Raw genomic sequence first — 16,855 nt, 5'->3', positions numbered from 1 at the left:
GTATTCGTTCATCGCTCCACCTGCTCGGCGAGGATCGGGCCGGGCACGCCGGCCGACAGCTTGACCACCGCTCCGGCGGTCACGCCGAGACTGCGGCGCACCGTCGAACCCGGCGAGTTGGTCGGCAGCCACACCACCCGCGGCGGCATGTCGGTGATCGCGGCCGGCAGGGTCACCGAGCCGTGCGACGTGCTGACCGTGACCAGGTCACCGTCGGCGACCTGGAGCGACTCGGCGAGGAACTTGCCGAGCCGGACCACCGGCGGCCGGGCGGTGCCGGCCAGGACCCGGTCGCCGTCGAGCAGCGAACCCAGGTCGATCAGCTGGTGCCAGGTGGCCAGCACGGCCTCGTCGGCGGCCGGCTGCGCGGCCCGGGACGCCTCGGCCGACGGCCGGGCCGGGCTGGCCGTGTTGCCCGGCAGCGAACCCAGCTCACGCCGGATCGCCGCCACGTCCCCGGTGTTCAGGGTGACGTCGAGCAGCGCGGCGATCGCCTCCAGGACCCGCCCGTCGGTCATCGCGGTGCTCTTCAGCACCGCGTTGAACGACCGGAGCCGGCCCTCCCAGTCCATGTAGGTGCCGGCCTTCTCCACGGCCGGCGCGATCGGCAGCACCACATCGGCCCGCCGGGTCACCGCACTCTGCCGCATCTCCAGGCTGACCAGGAACGGCACCGCGTCGAGCGCCGCCTCGGCCAGCGCCGGATCGGCCAGGTCGGCCGGATCGACGCCGCCGACCAGCAGCGCGCCGAGCGTGCCGTCCGCGGCCGCCGCGATGATCCGGTCGGTGTCCCGCCCGGGCGTGCCGGGCAGCACCCCCACGTCGGTCTTCCAGGCCAGCGACAGCTCGGCCCGGGCCGCCGTGTCGGTGACCGGACGGCCACCGGGCAGCAGGTTCGGCAGACAGCCGGCGTCGATCGCGCCGCGGTCACCGGCCCGCCGGGGCACCCAGGCCAGCTTCGCGCCGGTGCGGGTGGCCAGGTCGGCCGCCGCGGTGAGCCCGCCCGGCACGGTCGCCAGACGCTCGCCGACCAGCAGCAGCGCGCCCGGTTCGGCGAGCGCGCCGGCCACCGCCGGGTCGGTCGCCAGGACGTGCGCCTCGTCGCCCGGAACGGTCGCGATCAGCGCGGCCCCGAGCTTCTCCAGACCCCGGGAGAGGTACGGCGACACCGCGGTCACCCGGACCTTGCGCCGGTTGTGGCCCTTGCGCAGGCGCAGGAAGAGGATCGGCGACTCCTCCTCCGGCTCCAGCCCCGCGATCACCACCGACGGGGCGTTCTCGACCTGCTCGTACGTCACGTCGGTGGCCCCGGCGACCACGGCGGCCAGGAAGTCGGCCTCCTCGGTTCCGGTCAGCGGGGTGCCGGTGGCGCGGATCGGGCGGGCCCGGAAGTCGACGTCGTTGGTGCCCAGGGCGGTGCGGGCGAATTTCGCGTACGCGTACGCGTCCTCGACCGTCAGACGCCCACCGGGCAGTACGCCGACCCCGCGCTCCTTCGCGGCCCGGAGCCCTTCGGCGGCGGCCAGCAGCGCCTCGCTCCAGGAGGCCTCCCGCAGCTCACTGGTGGACGCGTCGCGGACCAGCGGGGTCAGCACACGGTCGGTGGCGTTGGTGTACCGGAAACCCCAGCGGCCCTTGTCGCAGTTCCACTCCTCGTTCACCGCCGGGTCGTCACCGGCCAGCCGGCGCAGCACCTTGCCGCGGCGGTGGTCGGTGCGCTGCGAGCAGCCGGAGGCGCAGTGCTCACAGGCGCTCGGCGTGCTGACCAGGTCGAACGGGCGGGCCCGGAACCGGTACTGCTCGCCGGTCAGCGCCCCGACCGGGCAGATCTGGATGGTGTTGCCGGAGAAGTACGAGTTGAACGCGACGTCGCCCTCGCCTTCCCCGACCTGCCCGTCGCCGGTGCCCGTACCCCCGAAGAAGTCGTCCCGGTAGACGTTGATCTGCTCCCCGGACGATCGGTCCATCAGGTCGATGAACTTGTCGCCGGCGATCTCCTCGGAGAACCGGGTGCACCGCTGGCAGAGCACACAGCGCTCCCGGTCCAGCAGCACCTGGCTGGAGATGTGGATCGGCTTCTCGTACTCGCGCTTCTTCTCGACGAAGCGGGAGTCGGCCCGGCCGGTGCTCATCGCCTGGTTCTGCAGCGGGCACTCGCCACCCTTGTCGCAGGTGGGGCAGTCGAGCGGATGGTTGATCAGCAGCAGTTCCATCACGCCGGCCTGCGCCTTGGCGGCCACCGGCGAGCTGAGCTGGGTCTTGACCACCATGCCCTCGGCCACCGTCTGGGTGCAGGAGGCGACCGGCTTGCGCTGGCCCTCCACCTCGACCAGGCACTGCCGGCAGGCGCCGGCCGGGGCGAGCAGCGGGTGGTCGCAGAACCGCGGGATGGCGGTGCCCATCCGCTCGGCGACCCGGATCAGCAGCTCACCCTTCTCCGCGGTGACCTGCACCCCGTCGATGGTCAGCGTGACGAGGTCGGTCCTCTTTTCCACGTCAGTCATCAGTGTGCTCCTACGAGGGACTTCTCAGAGAGCCGCGGCGCGGTGCGGCCCTCGATGTAGCCGAGGTAGTCGTCCCGGAACCACTTGAGCGTCGACACGACCGGCGTGGCCGCGCCGTCGCCGAGGCCGCAGAAGGACCGGCCGAAGATGTTGTCCGCGGTGTCCTGCAGGGTGTCCAGGTCCTGGTAGGTGCCGTGCCCGGCGAGGATCCGCCGGTACGTCCGGACCATCCAGTAGTTGCCCTCCCGGCACGGGGTGCACTTGCCGCACGACTCGTGGTGGTAGAACTCCAGCCACCGCCACGTGTTGTAGACCGGGCAGTCCTGGTCCGAGAAGATCTGCATCGCCGTGGTGCCGAGGATCGACCCGGCCGCCGCGACCCCCTCGAAGTCCATCGCGGTGTCGATGTGCTCGGCGGTCAGCAGCGGCGTCGACGAGCCGCCCGGCGTCCAGAACTTCAGCTCGTGCCCCGGCTGCATGCCCCCGGCCAGCTCGATCAGCTCGCGCAGGGTGATGCCGAGGCCGCACTCGTACTGGCCCGGGTTGACCACCCGGCCGGACAGCGAGTAGATCATCGGGCCGGCCGACTTCTCGGTGCCCATGCTCTTCCACCAGTCGGCGCCGCCCAGAACGATGTACGGCACGCTGGCGATGGTGCCGACGTTGTTGACCACGGTCGGGCTGGCGTAGAGGCCGGCGATCGCCGGGAACGGCGGCCGCAGGCGGGGCTGCCCGCGGAACCCCTCCAGGGAGTCCAGCAGGGCGGTCTCCTCACCGCAGATGTACGCCCCCGCCCCGCTGTGTACGACCAGGTCGAGGTCGAATCCGGAGCCGAGGATGTTCTTGCCGAGATAGCCCTTGGCGTACGCCTCCCGCACCGCGTTGCGCAGTCGCCGCGCCGCGTGCACGGCCTCACCACGGATGTAGATGAACGCTCGGCTGGCCCGGATCGCGTACGAGGCGATGATCGCGCCCTCGACCAGCGAGTGCGGGTCGTAGGTCATCAGCGGCAGGTCCTTGCAGGTGCCCGGCTCGCCCTCGTCCGCGTTGATCACCAGATAGTGCGGCTTGCCGTCGCCCTGCGGGATGAAGCCCCACTTGAGCCCGGTGGGGAAGCCGGCGCCACCCCGGCCGCGCAGCCCGGAGTCCTTGATCAGCTGGATCAGGTCGTCCGGGTGCACGTCGAGCGCCTTGCGCACCGCGAGATAGCCGTCGAGCCGCTCGTAGACGCCGATCTGCCAGGCGTCCGGCGACAGCCAGCGCTTGGTCAGGACCGGGGTGAGCTTCTGCAGGACCTCCTGCCGAGGCTGGGTCATTTCGCGCCCTCCTTGCCACTCGGGCGGCTGTCACCGGCGGGCTTGGCGTCGGACGCCGGTTTGTTGGCGGCCACCCCGGCCTTCTCGGCGGGTGTGGTGACCTCGTCCTTCGGCAGCGGCTTGGTCTTGGTGATCGGGGTGTCCGGATCGAATCCGGCGACCGCGACCCCGTGCTCCTGGGCCAGCCGCACGCCGCGCAGGGTCGGCGCTCCGGCCACTCCGTCGCCGACCGCGCCGTCCCGGGGGTCGGCGAACCCGGCGAGCTGGTACTGCATCTCCTTGAGCGAGCAGATCCGGGCGCCGCGCGCCGGCGTCGGCCGCTCGCCCTGGCGCAGGCCGTCCACCAGCTCGACGGCGCTCTGTGGGGTGGCCTGGTCGACGGTGAAGTCGTAGTTGACCGTCACCACCGGCGCGTAGTCGCAGGCGGCCAGGCACTCCGCGTGCTCCAGCGTGATCTTGCCGTCGGCCGAGGTCTCGCCGTGGCCGACGCCCAGGTGCTCGACGAGTTCGTCGTACACCTCCTGGCCGCCCATCACGTTGCAGAGGGTGTTGGTGCAGACGCTGACCAGGTACTCGCCGGTGGGCTTGCGCTTGTACATGGTGTAGAAGGTCGCGACCGCACCGACCTGGGCCTTGTTGATGCCGAGCAGGTCGGCGCAGAACGCCACCCCGCTCGGGCTGACGTAGCCCTCCTCGGTCTGCACCAGGTGCAGCAGCGGCAGCAGCGCGGAGCGCTCCCGGCCGGCTGGGTACCGGGCCAGGATCTCCTGTGCCTGGTCGAGGAGTTTGGCCGCCAGCGGCTCGGCGGCCGGCGAGAATTCCACCGTTGTCATCGGTCACACCCACCCATCACGGGATCCAGCGAGGCGCCGCCGGCGATCACGTCGGCCAGCAGGGCGCCCTCGGCCATCGCGGGGATGGCCTGGAGGTTCACAAAACTCGGCTCGCGGTAGTGCACCCGGTAGGGGTGGGTGCCACCGTCGGAGACCGCGTGCACGCCGAGTTCGCCACGCGGGTGTTCGATGCCGACATAGACCTGGCCGGGCGGGACCCGGAAGCCCTCGGTCACCAGCTTGAAGTGGTGGATCAGCGACTCCATCGACGAGCCCATGATCTTGGCGACGTGTTCGAGGGAGTTACCGAGTCCGTCGGTGCCGATCGCGAGCTGGGCCGGCCAGGCGATCTTCTTGTCCGCGATCCAGATCGGGCCGGGCCTCAGCTTGTCCAGGGCCTGCTCGATGATCTTCAGCGACTCCCGGATCTCGGCGACCCGGACCAGGTAGCGGCCCCAGACGTCGGCGGTGGTCGCGGTGGGCACGTCGAACTCGTAGTCCTCGTACCCGCAGTACGGCATGGTCTTGCGCAGGTCCCAGGGAAGGCCGGCCGAGCGCAGCACCGGGCCGGTGACGCCGAGCGCGAGGCACCCGGTCACGTCCAGCACGGCCACACCCTGCGTCCGCTGCTGCCAGATGATCTGGCCGGACAGCATGGCCTCGTATTCCTTGAGCTTCTTCGGCATGTACTTCAGGAAGTCGCGGATCTTGCGGATCGCCGACTCCGGAAGGTCCTGGGAGAGCCCGCCGGGACGGATGAAGCCGTTGTTCATCCGCAGGCCGGAGGTCTCCTCGAAGATGTCGAGGATGTACTCCCGCTCGCGGAAGCCGTACAGCATCATCGAGATGGCGCCCAGCTCCATGCCCGTGGTGGCCAGCCAGACCAGGTGCGAGGCGACCCGCTGGAGCTCCATGAACATGACCCGGATGGTGTTCGCCCGCTCGGTGATCTGGTCGGTGATGCCGAGCAGCTTCTCCACCGCGAGGCAGTAACCCGCCTCGTTGAACATGTTGGCGAGGTAGTCCATCCGGGTGACGAAGGTGACGCCCTGGGTCCAGTTGCGGTACTCCAGGTTCTTCTCGATCCCGGTGTGCAGGTAGCCGACGACCGGGCGGACCTCGGTCACCGTCTCGCCCTCGAGTTCGAGCACCAGCCGGAGCACCCCGTGGGTGGACGGGTGCTGCGGGCCCATGTTGACGACGATCTTCTCGTTGCTGAGCGGATCGACGGTGGCGGTGAGGTCGTCCCAGTCACCGCCGGTGACCGTGAAGACCCGGCCCTCGGTCGTCTCGCGCTCGGTCGCGTACTCAGATGTGGTCACTGGTAGACCCTCCGCTGGTCGGGAGGCGGAATCTCGGCGCCCTTGTACTCGACGGGCACGCCGCCGAGCGGGTAGTCCTTCCGCTGGGGGTGGCCCTCCCAGTCGTCCGGCATGAGGATCCGCGTCAGGTTCGGGTGGCCGGTGAAGACGACGCCGAACATGTCGTAGATCTCCCGCTCCTGCCAGTCGGCGGTCGGGTAGACCCGGACGACGCTCGGAACGGTGACGCCCTCGGCGACGGCGACCTCCAGTCGCGCACGCCGCCGATAGGTCATCGAAGTCAATTGATAACCGACGTGGAAACGGCGCTCATCGGAGCCGAGATAGTCGGTTGCGTGAACGGACGAACACAGTTCGAAGCGAAGGGACTCGTCGTCACGCATTACCTGACACACCTCGACGATGTGCTCGGCACTCACGTGAAGTGTGAGTTCGGCCCTATCTACGACCACCTTCTCGATGGCGTCGGAGATGGCCGGATAAGCTTCCTCAAGCGCGTCATAGACGTCGTCGAAATACCCGCCGTAGGGCCTTTCGCTGCCAAAAACAGCAGGTCTCGGGCGGACCAGACGACCGAAGCCGGAGACATCTCCGGTTCCCTTGACGCCGAACATGCCCTTATCCGGGCTGGGCGGCGTCTGTGCGGGGGCGCCTAATTCCGCACCCCGGGGAGCGCTACCCTCAGTTCCGCTTTGAATACTCATTTGTGAGCCTCCCGCAAATGCGGCTGGAGCTTCATCCAGTTCTCGATCCGCAATTGCTCTTCGCGTCCCTCTTTCACGGCCTGAGTCCATTCCTCACGACGGACCTTGTCCACGCGGTAGGACGACGGCATGGCACCCGGCGCGACGATCGGAACTCGGCCCTCGGCCTGCCGAGCTTCGAGCATCTTGCGGCCGTTGGGACCGAGAGGCTGCGCCATGACCTTCTCGCGCATCTTCAGGATCGCGTCGATCAGCATCTCCGGCCGCGGCGGGCAACCCGGGAGATAGACGTCGACCGGGACGATGTGGTCGACACCCTGCACGATCGCGTAGTTGTTGAACATCCCGCCGGAGGAGGCACAGACCCCCATCGAGATCACCGAGCGGGGTTCGGGCATCTGGTCGTAGATCTGCCGGACCACCGGAGCCATCTTCTGGCTGACCCGACCGGCGACGATCATCAGGTCGGCCTGCCGGGGCGAGGCGCGGAAGACCTCCATGCCCCACCGGCCCAGGTCGTAATGCGGACCACCGGCGGCCATCATCTCGATGGCACAGCAGGCGAGGCCGAAGGTGGCGCCCCAGAAGGATGACTTCCGAGCGTAGTTGGATAGTTTCTCCACGCTGGTCAGCAGGATGCCGGCCGGGAGTTTCTCTTCGATTCCCATGTCGCATCAGTCCCAGTTGAGACCGCCACGCCGCCACACGTACGCGTAGGCGATGAAGACGGTGAGGATGAAGAGGACCATCTCCACGAATCCGAAGAGGCCGAGCGCGTCGAACGACACGGCCCACGGATAGAGGAAGATCGTCTCGATGTCGAAGATGATGAAGAGCATCGCGGTGAGGTAGAACTTCACCGGGAATCGCCCGCCACCGATCGGTTGTGGCGCCGGCTCGATCCCGCACTCATAAGCGTCGAGCTTCGCGCGGTTGAAGCGCTTGGGCCCGACGATGGGCGCGATGGACACCGAGAACAACGCGAACAGGGCGCCAAGAATCAGCAACCCGACGATCGGGACATAAGGGTTGACCGTCATGTTTACTCCCGTACGACTGTTAGCCGCTTCACACTAGTTAATGTGGTTTTGCAGTCCTTTGGTCGGGGTGCCCGTTTTGTCCTGTTTCATACGGAGGGCGCCACCTTGGTCAGGCCGTTGATGATGCGATCCATGGCGTCTCCACCCCGGGGGTCGGTGAGGTTGGCCAGGAGCTTGAGGACGAACTTCATGAGCAGCGGCTGCGGCATGCCGTACTTGGTGGCGAGCCGCATGATCTGCGGATTGCCGATCAGCTTCACGAAGATCCCACCGATCCGGTAGTAGCCACCGAACCGGAGACTCAACTCGGCGGGGTACGCCTGCAGCGCGCGCTCGCGCTCCGGACCCGCGGGACGGGCCAGCGCCTGCACGGCCACCTCGGCCGCCATCTCGCCGGACTCCATCGCGTACGCGATGCCCTCGCCGTTCATCGGATTGACCATGCCGCCGGAGTCGCCGACCAGCATCACGCCACGGGTGTAGTGCGGCACCCGGTTGAAGCCCATCGGAAGCGCGGCGCCCAGAGTGGGACCGTCCGCGTTGGCCTCGTCGCGCAGACCCCACTCCTCGGGGGTGCTGCCCAGCCAGTCCGTCAGCAGGTTGCGGTAGTTCGTCTTGCCGAACGCGTCGGACGAGTTCAGGATGCCCAGCCCGACGTTGACCCGGCCATCGCCGAGCCCGAAGATCCACCCGTAACCGGGGAGGAGCCGGGCCGGGTCCTGCGCGCTGCGCAGCTCCAGCCACGACTCCAGGTAGTCGTCGTCGGCCTTGACGGCCGAACGGTAGTAGCGCCGGACCGCGACGCCGAGCGGCCGGTCGTCCCGCTTGGCCAGGCCCAGGGCGAGCGGGAACTTGCCGGAGACGCCGTCCGCGGAGATCACCAGCGGGGCCAGGAAACGCACCGGCTCCTTGTCCGGGCCGATCCTGGCCTCGACGCCGGTCACGTAGCCGTCGTCGTTCAGGACCGGGCCGGTCACGTTCACCCCGGTGCGCAGCAGCGCGCCCGCCTCGACCGCCTGCTGGGCCAGCATGTCGTCGAAGTCCATCCGGGTGCGGACCAGACCGTAGTTCGGAAAACTGGCCAGCTCGGGCCAGTCCAGTTCCAGCCGAACCCCACCGCCGATCACCCGCAGGCCCTTATTGTGGAGCCAGCCCGCCTTCTCCGAGGTGTCGATGCCCATCCGGACCAGCTGGCGCACCGCACGGGGCGTCAGACCGTCGCCACACACCTTCTCGCGGGGGAACTCGGTCTTCTCCAGCAGCAGGACCCGCACGCCATGCCGGGCCAGGTGATAGGCGGCCGCCGAGCCACCCGGGCCGGCCCCGACCACGATCACGTCCGCCTCGTCACCGACGGGTCCACCAGCCACGTGGTCGTTCACGGTCCAACCTCCGTCTCGCCCGGATGCTCGTGAATTAGTTCACAAGCATGCCTCGATCGGAGTGTAGGCCGACAATCGAAGATCTTTGCGCTTAGGTCCGCCTAATTGTTTCGTTGGGACTAACGTCCCTGCTCAGGTGCCCGAAGGACCCGGTCCGCCACGCCGAGTGCCGGACCGTCAAGATGCTCGCGGATGGTACCGCCCATCGCCCGGTCCAGCGCCACGATCAGCTCCTCGACCAGGTCCTGGGCGAGATCCGGGTCCTGCGCCGCGACCATCCGGAGCCGGCTGGCCAGCTCGGTGGCGCGGCGCTCGCCCGCCTCACCCTCGTCGATCGCGAGGTCGATGTCGGTGTCGTCGAGTTGCCCGATATCAGTCATGATTCGAGCTAAACAGCGCATTTACCGCTTTGTGGGCGGAATACCGTTTTTACACTCGGGTCGCCCGGTGCAGCGCGACGATTCCACCACTCAGGTTCCGCCAGCCCACCCGGTCCCAGACGCCCGACGAGGCCATCACGTCCGCCAGACCCCGCTGATCCGGCCAGGCGCGGATCGACTCGGCGAGGTAGACGTACGCCTCGGGGTTGGTCGCCACCGCCCGCGCCACCGACGGCAGCGAGCGCATCAGGTACTGGAGATAGACCGTCCGGAACGGCGCGAAAGTCGGATGACTGAATTCGCACACCACCAGACGACCGCCCGGCCGGACCACCCGAGCGAACTCACGCAGCGCAGCGGCAGTGTCCACAACATTACGCAGAGCGAAGGAGATGGTCACCGCGTCGAAGGTCTTGTCCGCGAATGGCAGGCGCAGCGCGTCGCCGGCCAGCAGCGGCACCTCGGCCCGCACCCGGCGGCCCGCCCGCAACATCCCCACCGAGATGTCCGCGCCCACCGCGAACGCCCCGGAACGGCTCAACTCTTCCGTGGAGACGCCGGTGCCGGCGCCGACATCCAGAACCCGCTCCCCCGGACGCAGGCCCAGGGCCGCCCGGGTGGCGCGGCGCCAGCCACGATCCTGCCCGAACGAGATCACGGTGTTGGTGAGGTCATAACGATGGGCCACGCCGTCGAACATCTCGGCGACCTCGTGCGGCTGCTTGTCCAGGTCTGCGCGCGTCACGCGCTAAAGCCTGCCACGAGCGCATAACAGAACGGGCGGGATGGTTGCCCATCCCGCCCGCGCCTTGTGCGTTATATATACGACCGCCATCGGTCGGGTCCGACTGCTCGTCACCGGGCGCTGACCGCGACCTGCGACGTATCCGAGTTACCAAGGCCCTGTGTGACCAACGCCTTACACAGGCAACGTAACCAGCGGGAACGAGCCGGTACAGCCAACCGCCGGGCTCGTTACGAAGGAGCAACCGAGCCTCACCGGTCCGACGATCCGAACCTGGCCGAACGGACGACTGCCACCCACCAAATGGGCCGCTTCTCAGGACACGTCGACCAGCGGGAGCTGTTTCCCGACGCCGCCGCCGGGCAGCGCGATCGAGGAGAAGTGCGAAACCACCCGGTCGTCGGTCGGGTCGTCGGCCGGCGTGTGGTGCACGGCGAGATGCTTGTACCAGGTGTCGCGCCAGGCCGGGATGCGGTCGGCGGTGCGGATCATGGTGATCAGCTCCTGGAGGTTCGACCGGTGCCGGGCGCCGGCCGAGGAGATCACGTTCTCCTCCAACATGATCGAGCCCAGGTCGTCGACACCCATGTGCAGCGAGAGCTGGCCGATGTCCTTGCCGGTGGTCAGCCAGGACGCCTGCAGGTGCGAGATGTTGTCGAAGAAGAGCCGGGAGACCGCGATGAAACGCAGGTACTCCATCGTGGTGGCCTGGGTGCGGCCCTTCAAGTGGTTGTTCTCCGGCTGGTAGGTCCACGGGATGAAGGCCCGGAAGCCGCCGACCTCGTGCGACTGCTCGACCGGAACGTCCTGATATCCGTTCGCCACCGCCAGATCCTGCACCTCACGGATCATCCGGATGTGCTCGATCCGCTCGAAGTTCGTCTCCCCGGTGCCCATCATCATGGTCGCGGTGGAGGACAGGCCGTGCCGGTGGGCGATCGCCATCACCTCCAGCCAGCGGGCCCCGCTCTCCTTCAGCGGCGCGATCGCCTTGCGCGGCCGCTCCGGCAGCATCTCGGCGCCGGCGCCGGCGATCGAGTCCAGCCCGGCCGCCTTGATCCGCAGCACCGCGTCCTCGATGGAGACACCGTCGACCTTGGCCATGTGCAGGATCTCACTGGGGCCGATCGAGTGGATCGCCAGCTGCGGAAACGCCTGCTTGACCGAGGAGAAGAGATTTTCGTAGTACGCCACCCCGAAGTCGGGGTGGTGGCCGCCCTGCAGCATCACCTGGGTGGCGCCGAGCTCCACCGCCTCACCGGCCCGGTGCAGGATCTCCTCGATCGGGTGCGCCCAGCCCTGCTTGTGTTTCGGGGCCCGGAAGAAGGCACAGAACTTGCACGCCGTCACACAGACGTTCGTGTAGTTGATGTTCCGGTCGATCAGATAGGTGACGACACCGTCGGGATGGCGCCGTCGCCGGACCGCGTCGGCCGCCTCGCCCAGCGCGTGGAACGGGGCCTCGGTGTAGAGGAGCAGGGCCTCCTCGGGCGTGATGCGCCCGCCGTCGGCTCCGCGCTGCAGGATGCTGTCGATCTCCGGATTCGCGGTCACGAACTGAAGCGTACGTCCACCCACCGCCCACCGTCAGCGGCGAGGGTCACCCCTCGAACAGCGCATCCCGCGCCGGAAGCGCGGGTTCGGGATCGTCGGCCGATAGTCTCGACAGATCGTTTCTGGGGGTGGATGTGCTCGTCGTGCACGGCGGCTGGGCTCCGGGGGTCGGACGTCCGGGCCGCTTGATCATCTGGGCTGAGGATCCGGCGCTGCCGCTGACCTCGACGTCCCGCGCGAGGTCCCGCCCGCATCCGTTCGCCGCGCCGTCCGCCGCCCTCGCCGCATTCATCGGGGAGGCGGCGACCGCCGGCGTCGCCGCGCCGGTGCATGTCGAGCTGCCGGGCACCGGCCGGGGCCCGCTGCCCTCCCCGGAGACCGGCGCCGACGCCGCCACCCGGGGCCTCAAGCTGGGGGTCTGGACCGTTCCGGCGCTGTCGGTGCCGGCCGATGCCGCGGTGGCCGCGCTGGGGCTGCTCGCCGAGCCCGACCCGGACGGCCGGTGGATCGCCGGGGCGTCGCTGCGCTACCTGAGCCTGCTCGCCGGTTACGCCTGTGACCTGGCCCGGCGTGGTCGGATGCTGCCGCAGCTGGTGATCGAGGCCGGTGTGCCGGCGGCCCGCTGGCGGCCGGTGCTGACCGGTTCCGACGCGGCCACGTTCAAGGATTTCGCGGCCGGGATGCCCCCGGTGGTCCGGGCGGTCGACGGCGGCCGGCAGCTGGGCCGGGTGATCCGCGACGCCCTGGACTCCCTGCTCGACGGCGCGGCCCGGTCGATCCTGCCGGACCGCATCATGGTGGGCCAGCGCCCCGGGCCGAAAGCGCCGTTGCCCGATCGGTGGCTGGGCGCCCTGACCGCCGACCCGGCCCTGCCCGGCGCGCCCGACGCCGACGTGCGCGACCTGCGGCGAGCCCTGGACGACTGGATGCGGGCGGCCAACGAGGCGAACGGCCCGATCCGGGTCAGTTTCCGGCTGATCGAACCGGACCCGGACGCCATCCTCGCCACCGGGACCACCCCCGCCGAACCGGACCCGGACCTCGGCCGCGCCATCGGGACCACCACCCCGGCCGAACCGGACCCGGACCTCGGCCGCGCCGCCGGGACGACCGCCCCGGGTGAGCCGGACCTTCCGCCCGCTCCGGTGGCCTGGTCGCTGGAGTTCGCTCTGCAGTCGGCCGAGGATCCGGGGCTCTACCTGCCCGCTCGTGACCTCTGGGCGGGTGAGCGGTTCCCCGGGCTGCCGCAGCGGCCGGACGAGACGCTGCTCGCCGGGCTCGGGCGGGCGATCCGGCTCTTCCCGGTGCTGCACATCGCCCTGCTCGAACGACGTCCGGCCGCGATGTCGCTGACCACCGGGGAGGCCTACGAGTTCCTGCGCCAGACGGCGCCGCTGCTGCAGGCGGCCGGGTTCGGGGTGCAGCTGCCGGCCTGGGCCGGGCGCAAGGGGGTCGGGCTCAAACTGACCACCCGGTCGAAACCGAAGTCGAAGGCCGGGGCGTCCCGGGCGGCGGCCGACTCCGGGTTCGGGCTGGAGCAGCTCGTCGACTTCCGGCTCGACCTGGTGATCGGGGACGCCATGGTCAGCGCCGAGGAGCTGGCCGAGCTGGCCCGCGCCAAGATCCCGCTGGTCCGGGTGCGCGGTCAGTGGGTCGAGCTGGACGACCGGCAGTTGAAGGCCGCGCTCAAGGCGGTCAGCCGGCGGCATGAGGGCGAGCTGACCGCGGGCGAGATCCTCCAGCAGGTGGCCGACGGCGGCGAGGAGGACCTGCCGCTCGTCGAGGTGGACGCGGACGGCGATCTGGGGGATCTGCTGTCCGGGCAGGCCGCCGAGCGACTCGATCCGCTGCCCACGCCGGAGGGATTCCAGGGGGCTCTCCGGCCGTACCAGGAAAGGGGTCTGTCCTGGCTGCACTTTCTGGGGAGGCTCGGGCTGGGCGGGATCCTCGCCGACGACATGGGCCTGGGCAAGACCGCGCAGACCCTGTCGCTGCTGCTCACCGACCAGCCGTCGAAGACTCTGCTGGTCTGCCCGATGTCGCTGGTGAGCAACTGGTTCAAGGAGGCCGGGCGGTTCGCCCCGAGTCTGCGGGTCTACGTGCATCACGGCGGGACCCGGCTCCGGGGCGTGGAGTTCGACGACGCGGTGGCCGATGCGGATCTGGTTCTCACCACGTACGGGACTGCGCTCCGTGATCTAGAGACACTACGGACTGTGACGTGGACGCGGGTGGTGTGCGATGAGGCGCAGGCCATCAAGAACAGTGGGACACGTCAGTCGCAGGCGGTGCGGGCCATTCCGGCCCGGACCCGACTGGCCCTCACCGGTACGCCGGTGGAGAACCATCTCGCCGAACTCTGGTCGATCATGGACTTCTGCAATCCGGGTCTGCTCGGGCCGGCGAAACGGTTCCGCCGCCGGTTCCAGGAGCCGATCGAGTCCCGGCAGGACGAGGACGCGACCGCGGCGCTGAAACGAGCCACCGGGCCGTTCGTGCTCCGGCGCCTCAAAACCGACAAGAGCATCATCTCGGACCTTCCGGAGAAGAACGAGATGAAGGTGTGGTGTTCGCTCACCCCCGAGCAGGCCACCCTCTATCAGGCGGTGGTCGAGGACATGATGGCCGAAATCGAGAGCAGCGAGGGGATTCAGCGGCGCGGCAACGTGCTGGCCGCGATGATGAAGCTCAAACAGGTCTGCAACCACCCGGCCCACCTGCTCAAGGACGGCTCCCGCCTGCCCGGGCGGTCCGGCAAGCTGGCCCGGCTGGAGGAACTGGCCGACGAGATCATCTCCGACGGGGACAAGGCACTGGTCTTCACGCAGTACGCGGAGTGGGGCTCGCTGATGCAGCCCTATCTCGCCGCGCACACCGACCGGCCGGTGCTCTGGCTGCACGGCGGGCTGAGCAAGGCGCGCCGGGACGAACTGGTCGAACGGTTCCAGACCGACGACGAGCCGATGATCTTCCTGCTCTCCCTGAAGGCGGCCGGCACCGGACTCAATCTGACCGCCGCCAACCACGTGGTCCACTTCGACCGGTGGTGGAACCCGGCGGTCGAGGACCAGGCCACCGACCGCGCGTTCCGGATCGGGCAGTCCCGCAACGTGCAGGTCCGCAAGTTCATCTGCACCGGCACGCTGGAGGAGAAGATCGACGCGATGATCGAGCGGAAGAAGGCGCTCGCCTCCTCGGTCGTCGGCACCGGCGAGGAGTGGATCACCGATCTGAGCACCACCCAGTTGCGGGAGCTGTTCGCGCTCGACCCGGCGGCGGTGCGCTGATGGCCTTCTTCGAGAGCGGCCGGCCGATCCAGGTCGACGGTGGCCTGGCGGTCCGGTCCAAACGCGGCAAGATCGGCGAGCAGTGGTGGTCACGCCGGTTCGTGGACGTATTGGAAAACGTCTGTGATCCGGGTCGTCTGTCCCGTGGGCGGGCCTATGCCCGGAAAGGCCAGGTCATCGACTTCGCACTGACCCCGGGACAGGTGCAGGCCCGGGTGCAGGGCTCGCGGCCGGACCCCTACCGGGTCACCGTGCGGATCGATAGCTTCGGCGCCGAGCAGTGGGCGGAGATCACCGAGCAGCTCGGCGCCCGCGCGCTCTACCGGGCCGCTCTGCTCGCCGGTGAGATGCCGCACGAGATCGTCGACCTCTTCACCGAACTGGGCCTGCCGCTCTTCCCGGACCGGCTGGACATCGACTGCTCCTGCCCGGACTGGGGCATCCCCTGCAAACACGGATCGGCGGCGCTCTACGTGCTGGCCGAGGCGTTCGACGACGACCCGTTCCTGGTGCTGGCGTGGCGCGGCCGCGGGCGCGACGAGCTGCTCGGCGCGCTGCGCGGCACCCCGGAACCGGACGAGACCGTCGATCCGCTGGCCGTCGACGACGAACCACTCGACTCCCGGCTGGCCGACTACTACTCCCCCGCGATCAGCCTCGGCCGTCTGCGGGAACGCCCACCGCGTGGCGCCACCCCACCCGAACTGCTGCTCCGGGCGCTGGACGCCCCACCGGTCAAAGTCCGGCACGTGCCCCTTGTCGACGTGCTGCGCCCCCACTACCGCGATCTAGCTGGAGGAACCCCTGATGAGTGAGATGACCTACCGCCGGCTCGGCGACTCGGGTCTGGTCGTGTCCGTCGTCGGGATCGGCTGCAACAACTTCGGCCGCAAACTCGACGCCGACGGCACCCGTGAGGTCGTCGACGCCGCCATCGAGCACGGCATCAACCTCTTCGACACCGCCGACATCTACGGCACCCCGCACGGCTCCTCCGAGTCGCTGCTCGGGGCGGCGCTCAAGGGCCGGCGCGACGAGGTGGTGCTGGCCACCAAGTTCGGGATGGACATGGAGGGCATGAACGGGCGGGACTTCGGCGCCCGGGGCTCCCGGCGTTACATCGTCCGGGCCGTCGAGGCGTCACTGCGGCGGCTGGAGACCGACCACATCGACCTCTACCAGATGCACGCGCCCGACCCGGCCACCCCGATCGAGGAGACCCTGGCCGCACTCGACGATCTGGTCCGGTCCGGCAAGGTCCGCTACCTGGGCAACTCCAACTTCTCCGGCTGGCAGATCGCGGACGCCGACTGGACCGCCCGGACCGGCGGCACGTCCCGCTTCGTCAGCGCGCAGAACCGGTACAGCCTGCTGAACCGGGACGTCGAAGCCGAGGTGGTGCCGGCCTGTGAGCAGTTCGGCCTGGGTCTGCTGCCCTTCTTCCCCATCGAGTCCGGACTGCTGAGCGGCAAGTACCGGCGCGGTGAGCAGCCGCCGGCCGGTAGCCGGATGTCGAACGAGCGGTACCGGTCGTGGCTCGACGCCGCCGATTGGGACACCATCGAGGCGCTGACCGCGTTCGGCGCCGAACGCGGGCACAGCCTGCTCGACGTGGCCGTCGCCGGGCTGGCCGCCCAGCCCGCGGTGGCCAGTGTGATCGCCGGGGCCACCACGGCCGAGCAGGTGCTGGCCAACGTCACGGCCGGCACCTGGGAGCTGACCGGCGCCGATGTGGCCGCCCTGGACGAGTTGCTGAACGCCTGAAACCAGAGGGGGAGCCGGGCGGAT

General features: G+C 69.3%; 13 protein-coding genes and 1 pseudogene. 3 read left to right on the top strand and 11 right to left on the bottom strand.

Going from position 1 to position 16,855, the window contains the following annotated elements; all coding sequences use genetic code 11:
* Window positions 1–8 precede the first annotated feature (8 nt).
* The 11 genes and pseudogenes from ACQ0O7_RS07465 to mqnC form a co-directional block, all read right to left on the bottom strand.
* Complete coding sequence (locus ACQ0O7_RS07465; protein ID WP_430781028.1) at window positions 9–2,504, bottom strand: NADH-quinone oxidoreductase subunit G; 2,496 nt, start codon at window positions 2,502–2,504, stop codon at window positions 9–11.
* The gene (nuoF, locus tag ACQ0O7_RS07460) at window positions 2,504–3,820 is read right to left on the bottom strand and encodes an NADH-quinone oxidoreductase subunit NuoF (RefSeq protein WP_430781026.1); all 1,317 of its coding nucleotides are present in this window, start codon (window positions 3,818–3,820) and stop codon (window positions 2,504–2,506) included. Before nuoF ends, ACQ0O7_RS07465 begins: the two co-directional genes overlap by 1 nt.
* Window positions 3,768–4,653, bottom strand: a pseudogene (gene nuoE / locus ACQ0O7_RS07455) (NADH-quinone oxidoreductase subunit NuoE); the annotation flags it as partial. The pseudogene nuoE and the gene nuoF, both read right to left, overlap by 53 nt.
* A complete protein-coding gene (locus tag ACQ0O7_RS07450; RefSeq protein WP_430781025.1) occupies window positions 4,650–5,975 on the bottom strand; it encodes an NADH-quinone oxidoreductase subunit D in 1,326 nt (441 codons plus the stop codon). The gene ACQ0O7_RS07450 and the pseudogene nuoE, both read right to left, overlap by 4 nt.
* Window positions 5,972–6,679, bottom strand: a complete 708-nt coding sequence (locus ACQ0O7_RS07445; RefSeq protein WP_430781024.1) for an NADH-quinone oxidoreductase subunit C — start codon at window positions 6,677–6,679, stop codon at window positions 5,972–5,974. Before ACQ0O7_RS07445 ends, ACQ0O7_RS07450 begins: the two co-directional genes overlap by 4 nt.
* Window positions 6,676–7,347: a NuoB/complex I 20 kDa subunit family protein gene (locus tag ACQ0O7_RS07440; protein WP_430781023.1), complete on the bottom strand. Its 672-nt coding sequence runs from the start codon at window positions 7,345–7,347 to the stop codon at window positions 6,676–6,678. Before ACQ0O7_RS07440 ends, ACQ0O7_RS07445 begins: the two co-directional genes overlap by 4 nt.
* Window positions 7,348–7,353: 6 nt before the next feature.
* On the bottom strand, window positions 7,354–7,719 hold the full coding sequence (locus ACQ0O7_RS07435; RefSeq protein WP_430781022.1) for an NADH-quinone oxidoreductase subunit A: 366 nt from the start codon (window positions 7,717–7,719) through the stop codon (window positions 7,354–7,356).
* A gap of 86 nt (window positions 7,720–7,805) precedes the next feature.
* On the bottom strand, window positions 7,806–9,101 hold the full coding sequence (locus ACQ0O7_RS07430) for a geranylgeranyl reductase family protein (protein ID WP_430781020.1): 1,296 nt from the start codon (window positions 9,099–9,101) through the stop codon (window positions 7,806–7,808).
* Between the two features lie 119 nt (window positions 9,102–9,220).
* Window positions 9,221–9,481 (bottom strand): hypothetical protein, encoded by a 261-nt coding sequence (locus ACQ0O7_RS07425; protein WP_430781019.1) that lies wholly within the window; start codon window positions 9,479–9,481, stop codon window positions 9,221–9,223.
* A 49-nt stretch (window positions 9,482–9,530) separates the two neighbouring features.
* Window positions 9,531–10,226 (bottom strand): demethylmenaquinone methyltransferase, encoded by a 696-nt coding sequence (locus ACQ0O7_RS07420; RefSeq protein ID WP_430781018.1) that lies wholly within the window; start codon window positions 10,224–10,226, stop codon window positions 9,531–9,533.
* Between the two features lie 315 nt (window positions 10,227–10,541).
* Window positions 10,542–11,780, bottom strand: a complete 1,239-nt coding sequence (gene mqnC / locus ACQ0O7_RS07415) for a cyclic dehypoxanthinyl futalosine synthase (protein ID WP_430781017.1) — start codon at window positions 11,778–11,780, stop codon at window positions 10,542–10,544.
* Window positions 11,781–11,914: 134 nt separating this feature from the next.
* On the opposite strand from mqnC, the gene ACQ0O7_RS07410 reads away from it, so the two are divergent.
* Genes ACQ0O7_RS07410 through ACQ0O7_RS07400 form a run of 3 tightly spaced genes read left to right on the top strand, consistent with a single transcriptional unit; the run spans window position 11,915 to window position 16,831 of the window.
* Window positions 11,915–15,067: a DEAD/DEAH box helicase gene (locus ACQ0O7_RS07410; protein WP_430781213.1), complete on the top strand. Its 3,153-nt coding sequence runs from the start codon at window positions 11,915–11,917 to the stop codon at window positions 15,065–15,067.
* Complete coding sequence (locus ACQ0O7_RS07405) at window positions 15,067–15,882, top strand: SWIM zinc finger family protein (protein ID WP_430781016.1); 816 nt, start codon at window positions 15,067–15,069, stop codon at window positions 15,880–15,882. The genes ACQ0O7_RS07410 and ACQ0O7_RS07405 overlap by 1 nt, the downstream gene beginning before the upstream one ends.
* On the top strand, window positions 15,875–16,831 hold the full coding sequence (locus ACQ0O7_RS07400) for an aldo/keto reductase (RefSeq protein WP_430781015.1): 957 nt from the start codon (window positions 15,875–15,877) through the stop codon (window positions 16,829–16,831). Before ACQ0O7_RS07405 ends, ACQ0O7_RS07400 begins: the two co-directional genes overlap by 8 nt.
* Window positions 16,832–16,855 lie beyond the last annotated feature (24 nt).

It is taken from the genome of Actinoplanes sp. G11-F43 (assembly GCF_050589265.1).
Taxonomy (GTDB): domain Bacteria; phylum Actinomycetota; class Actinomycetes; order Mycobacteriales; family Micromonosporaceae; genus Actinoplanes.
This window is presented reverse-complemented; position numbering and strand designations above follow the sequence as displayed.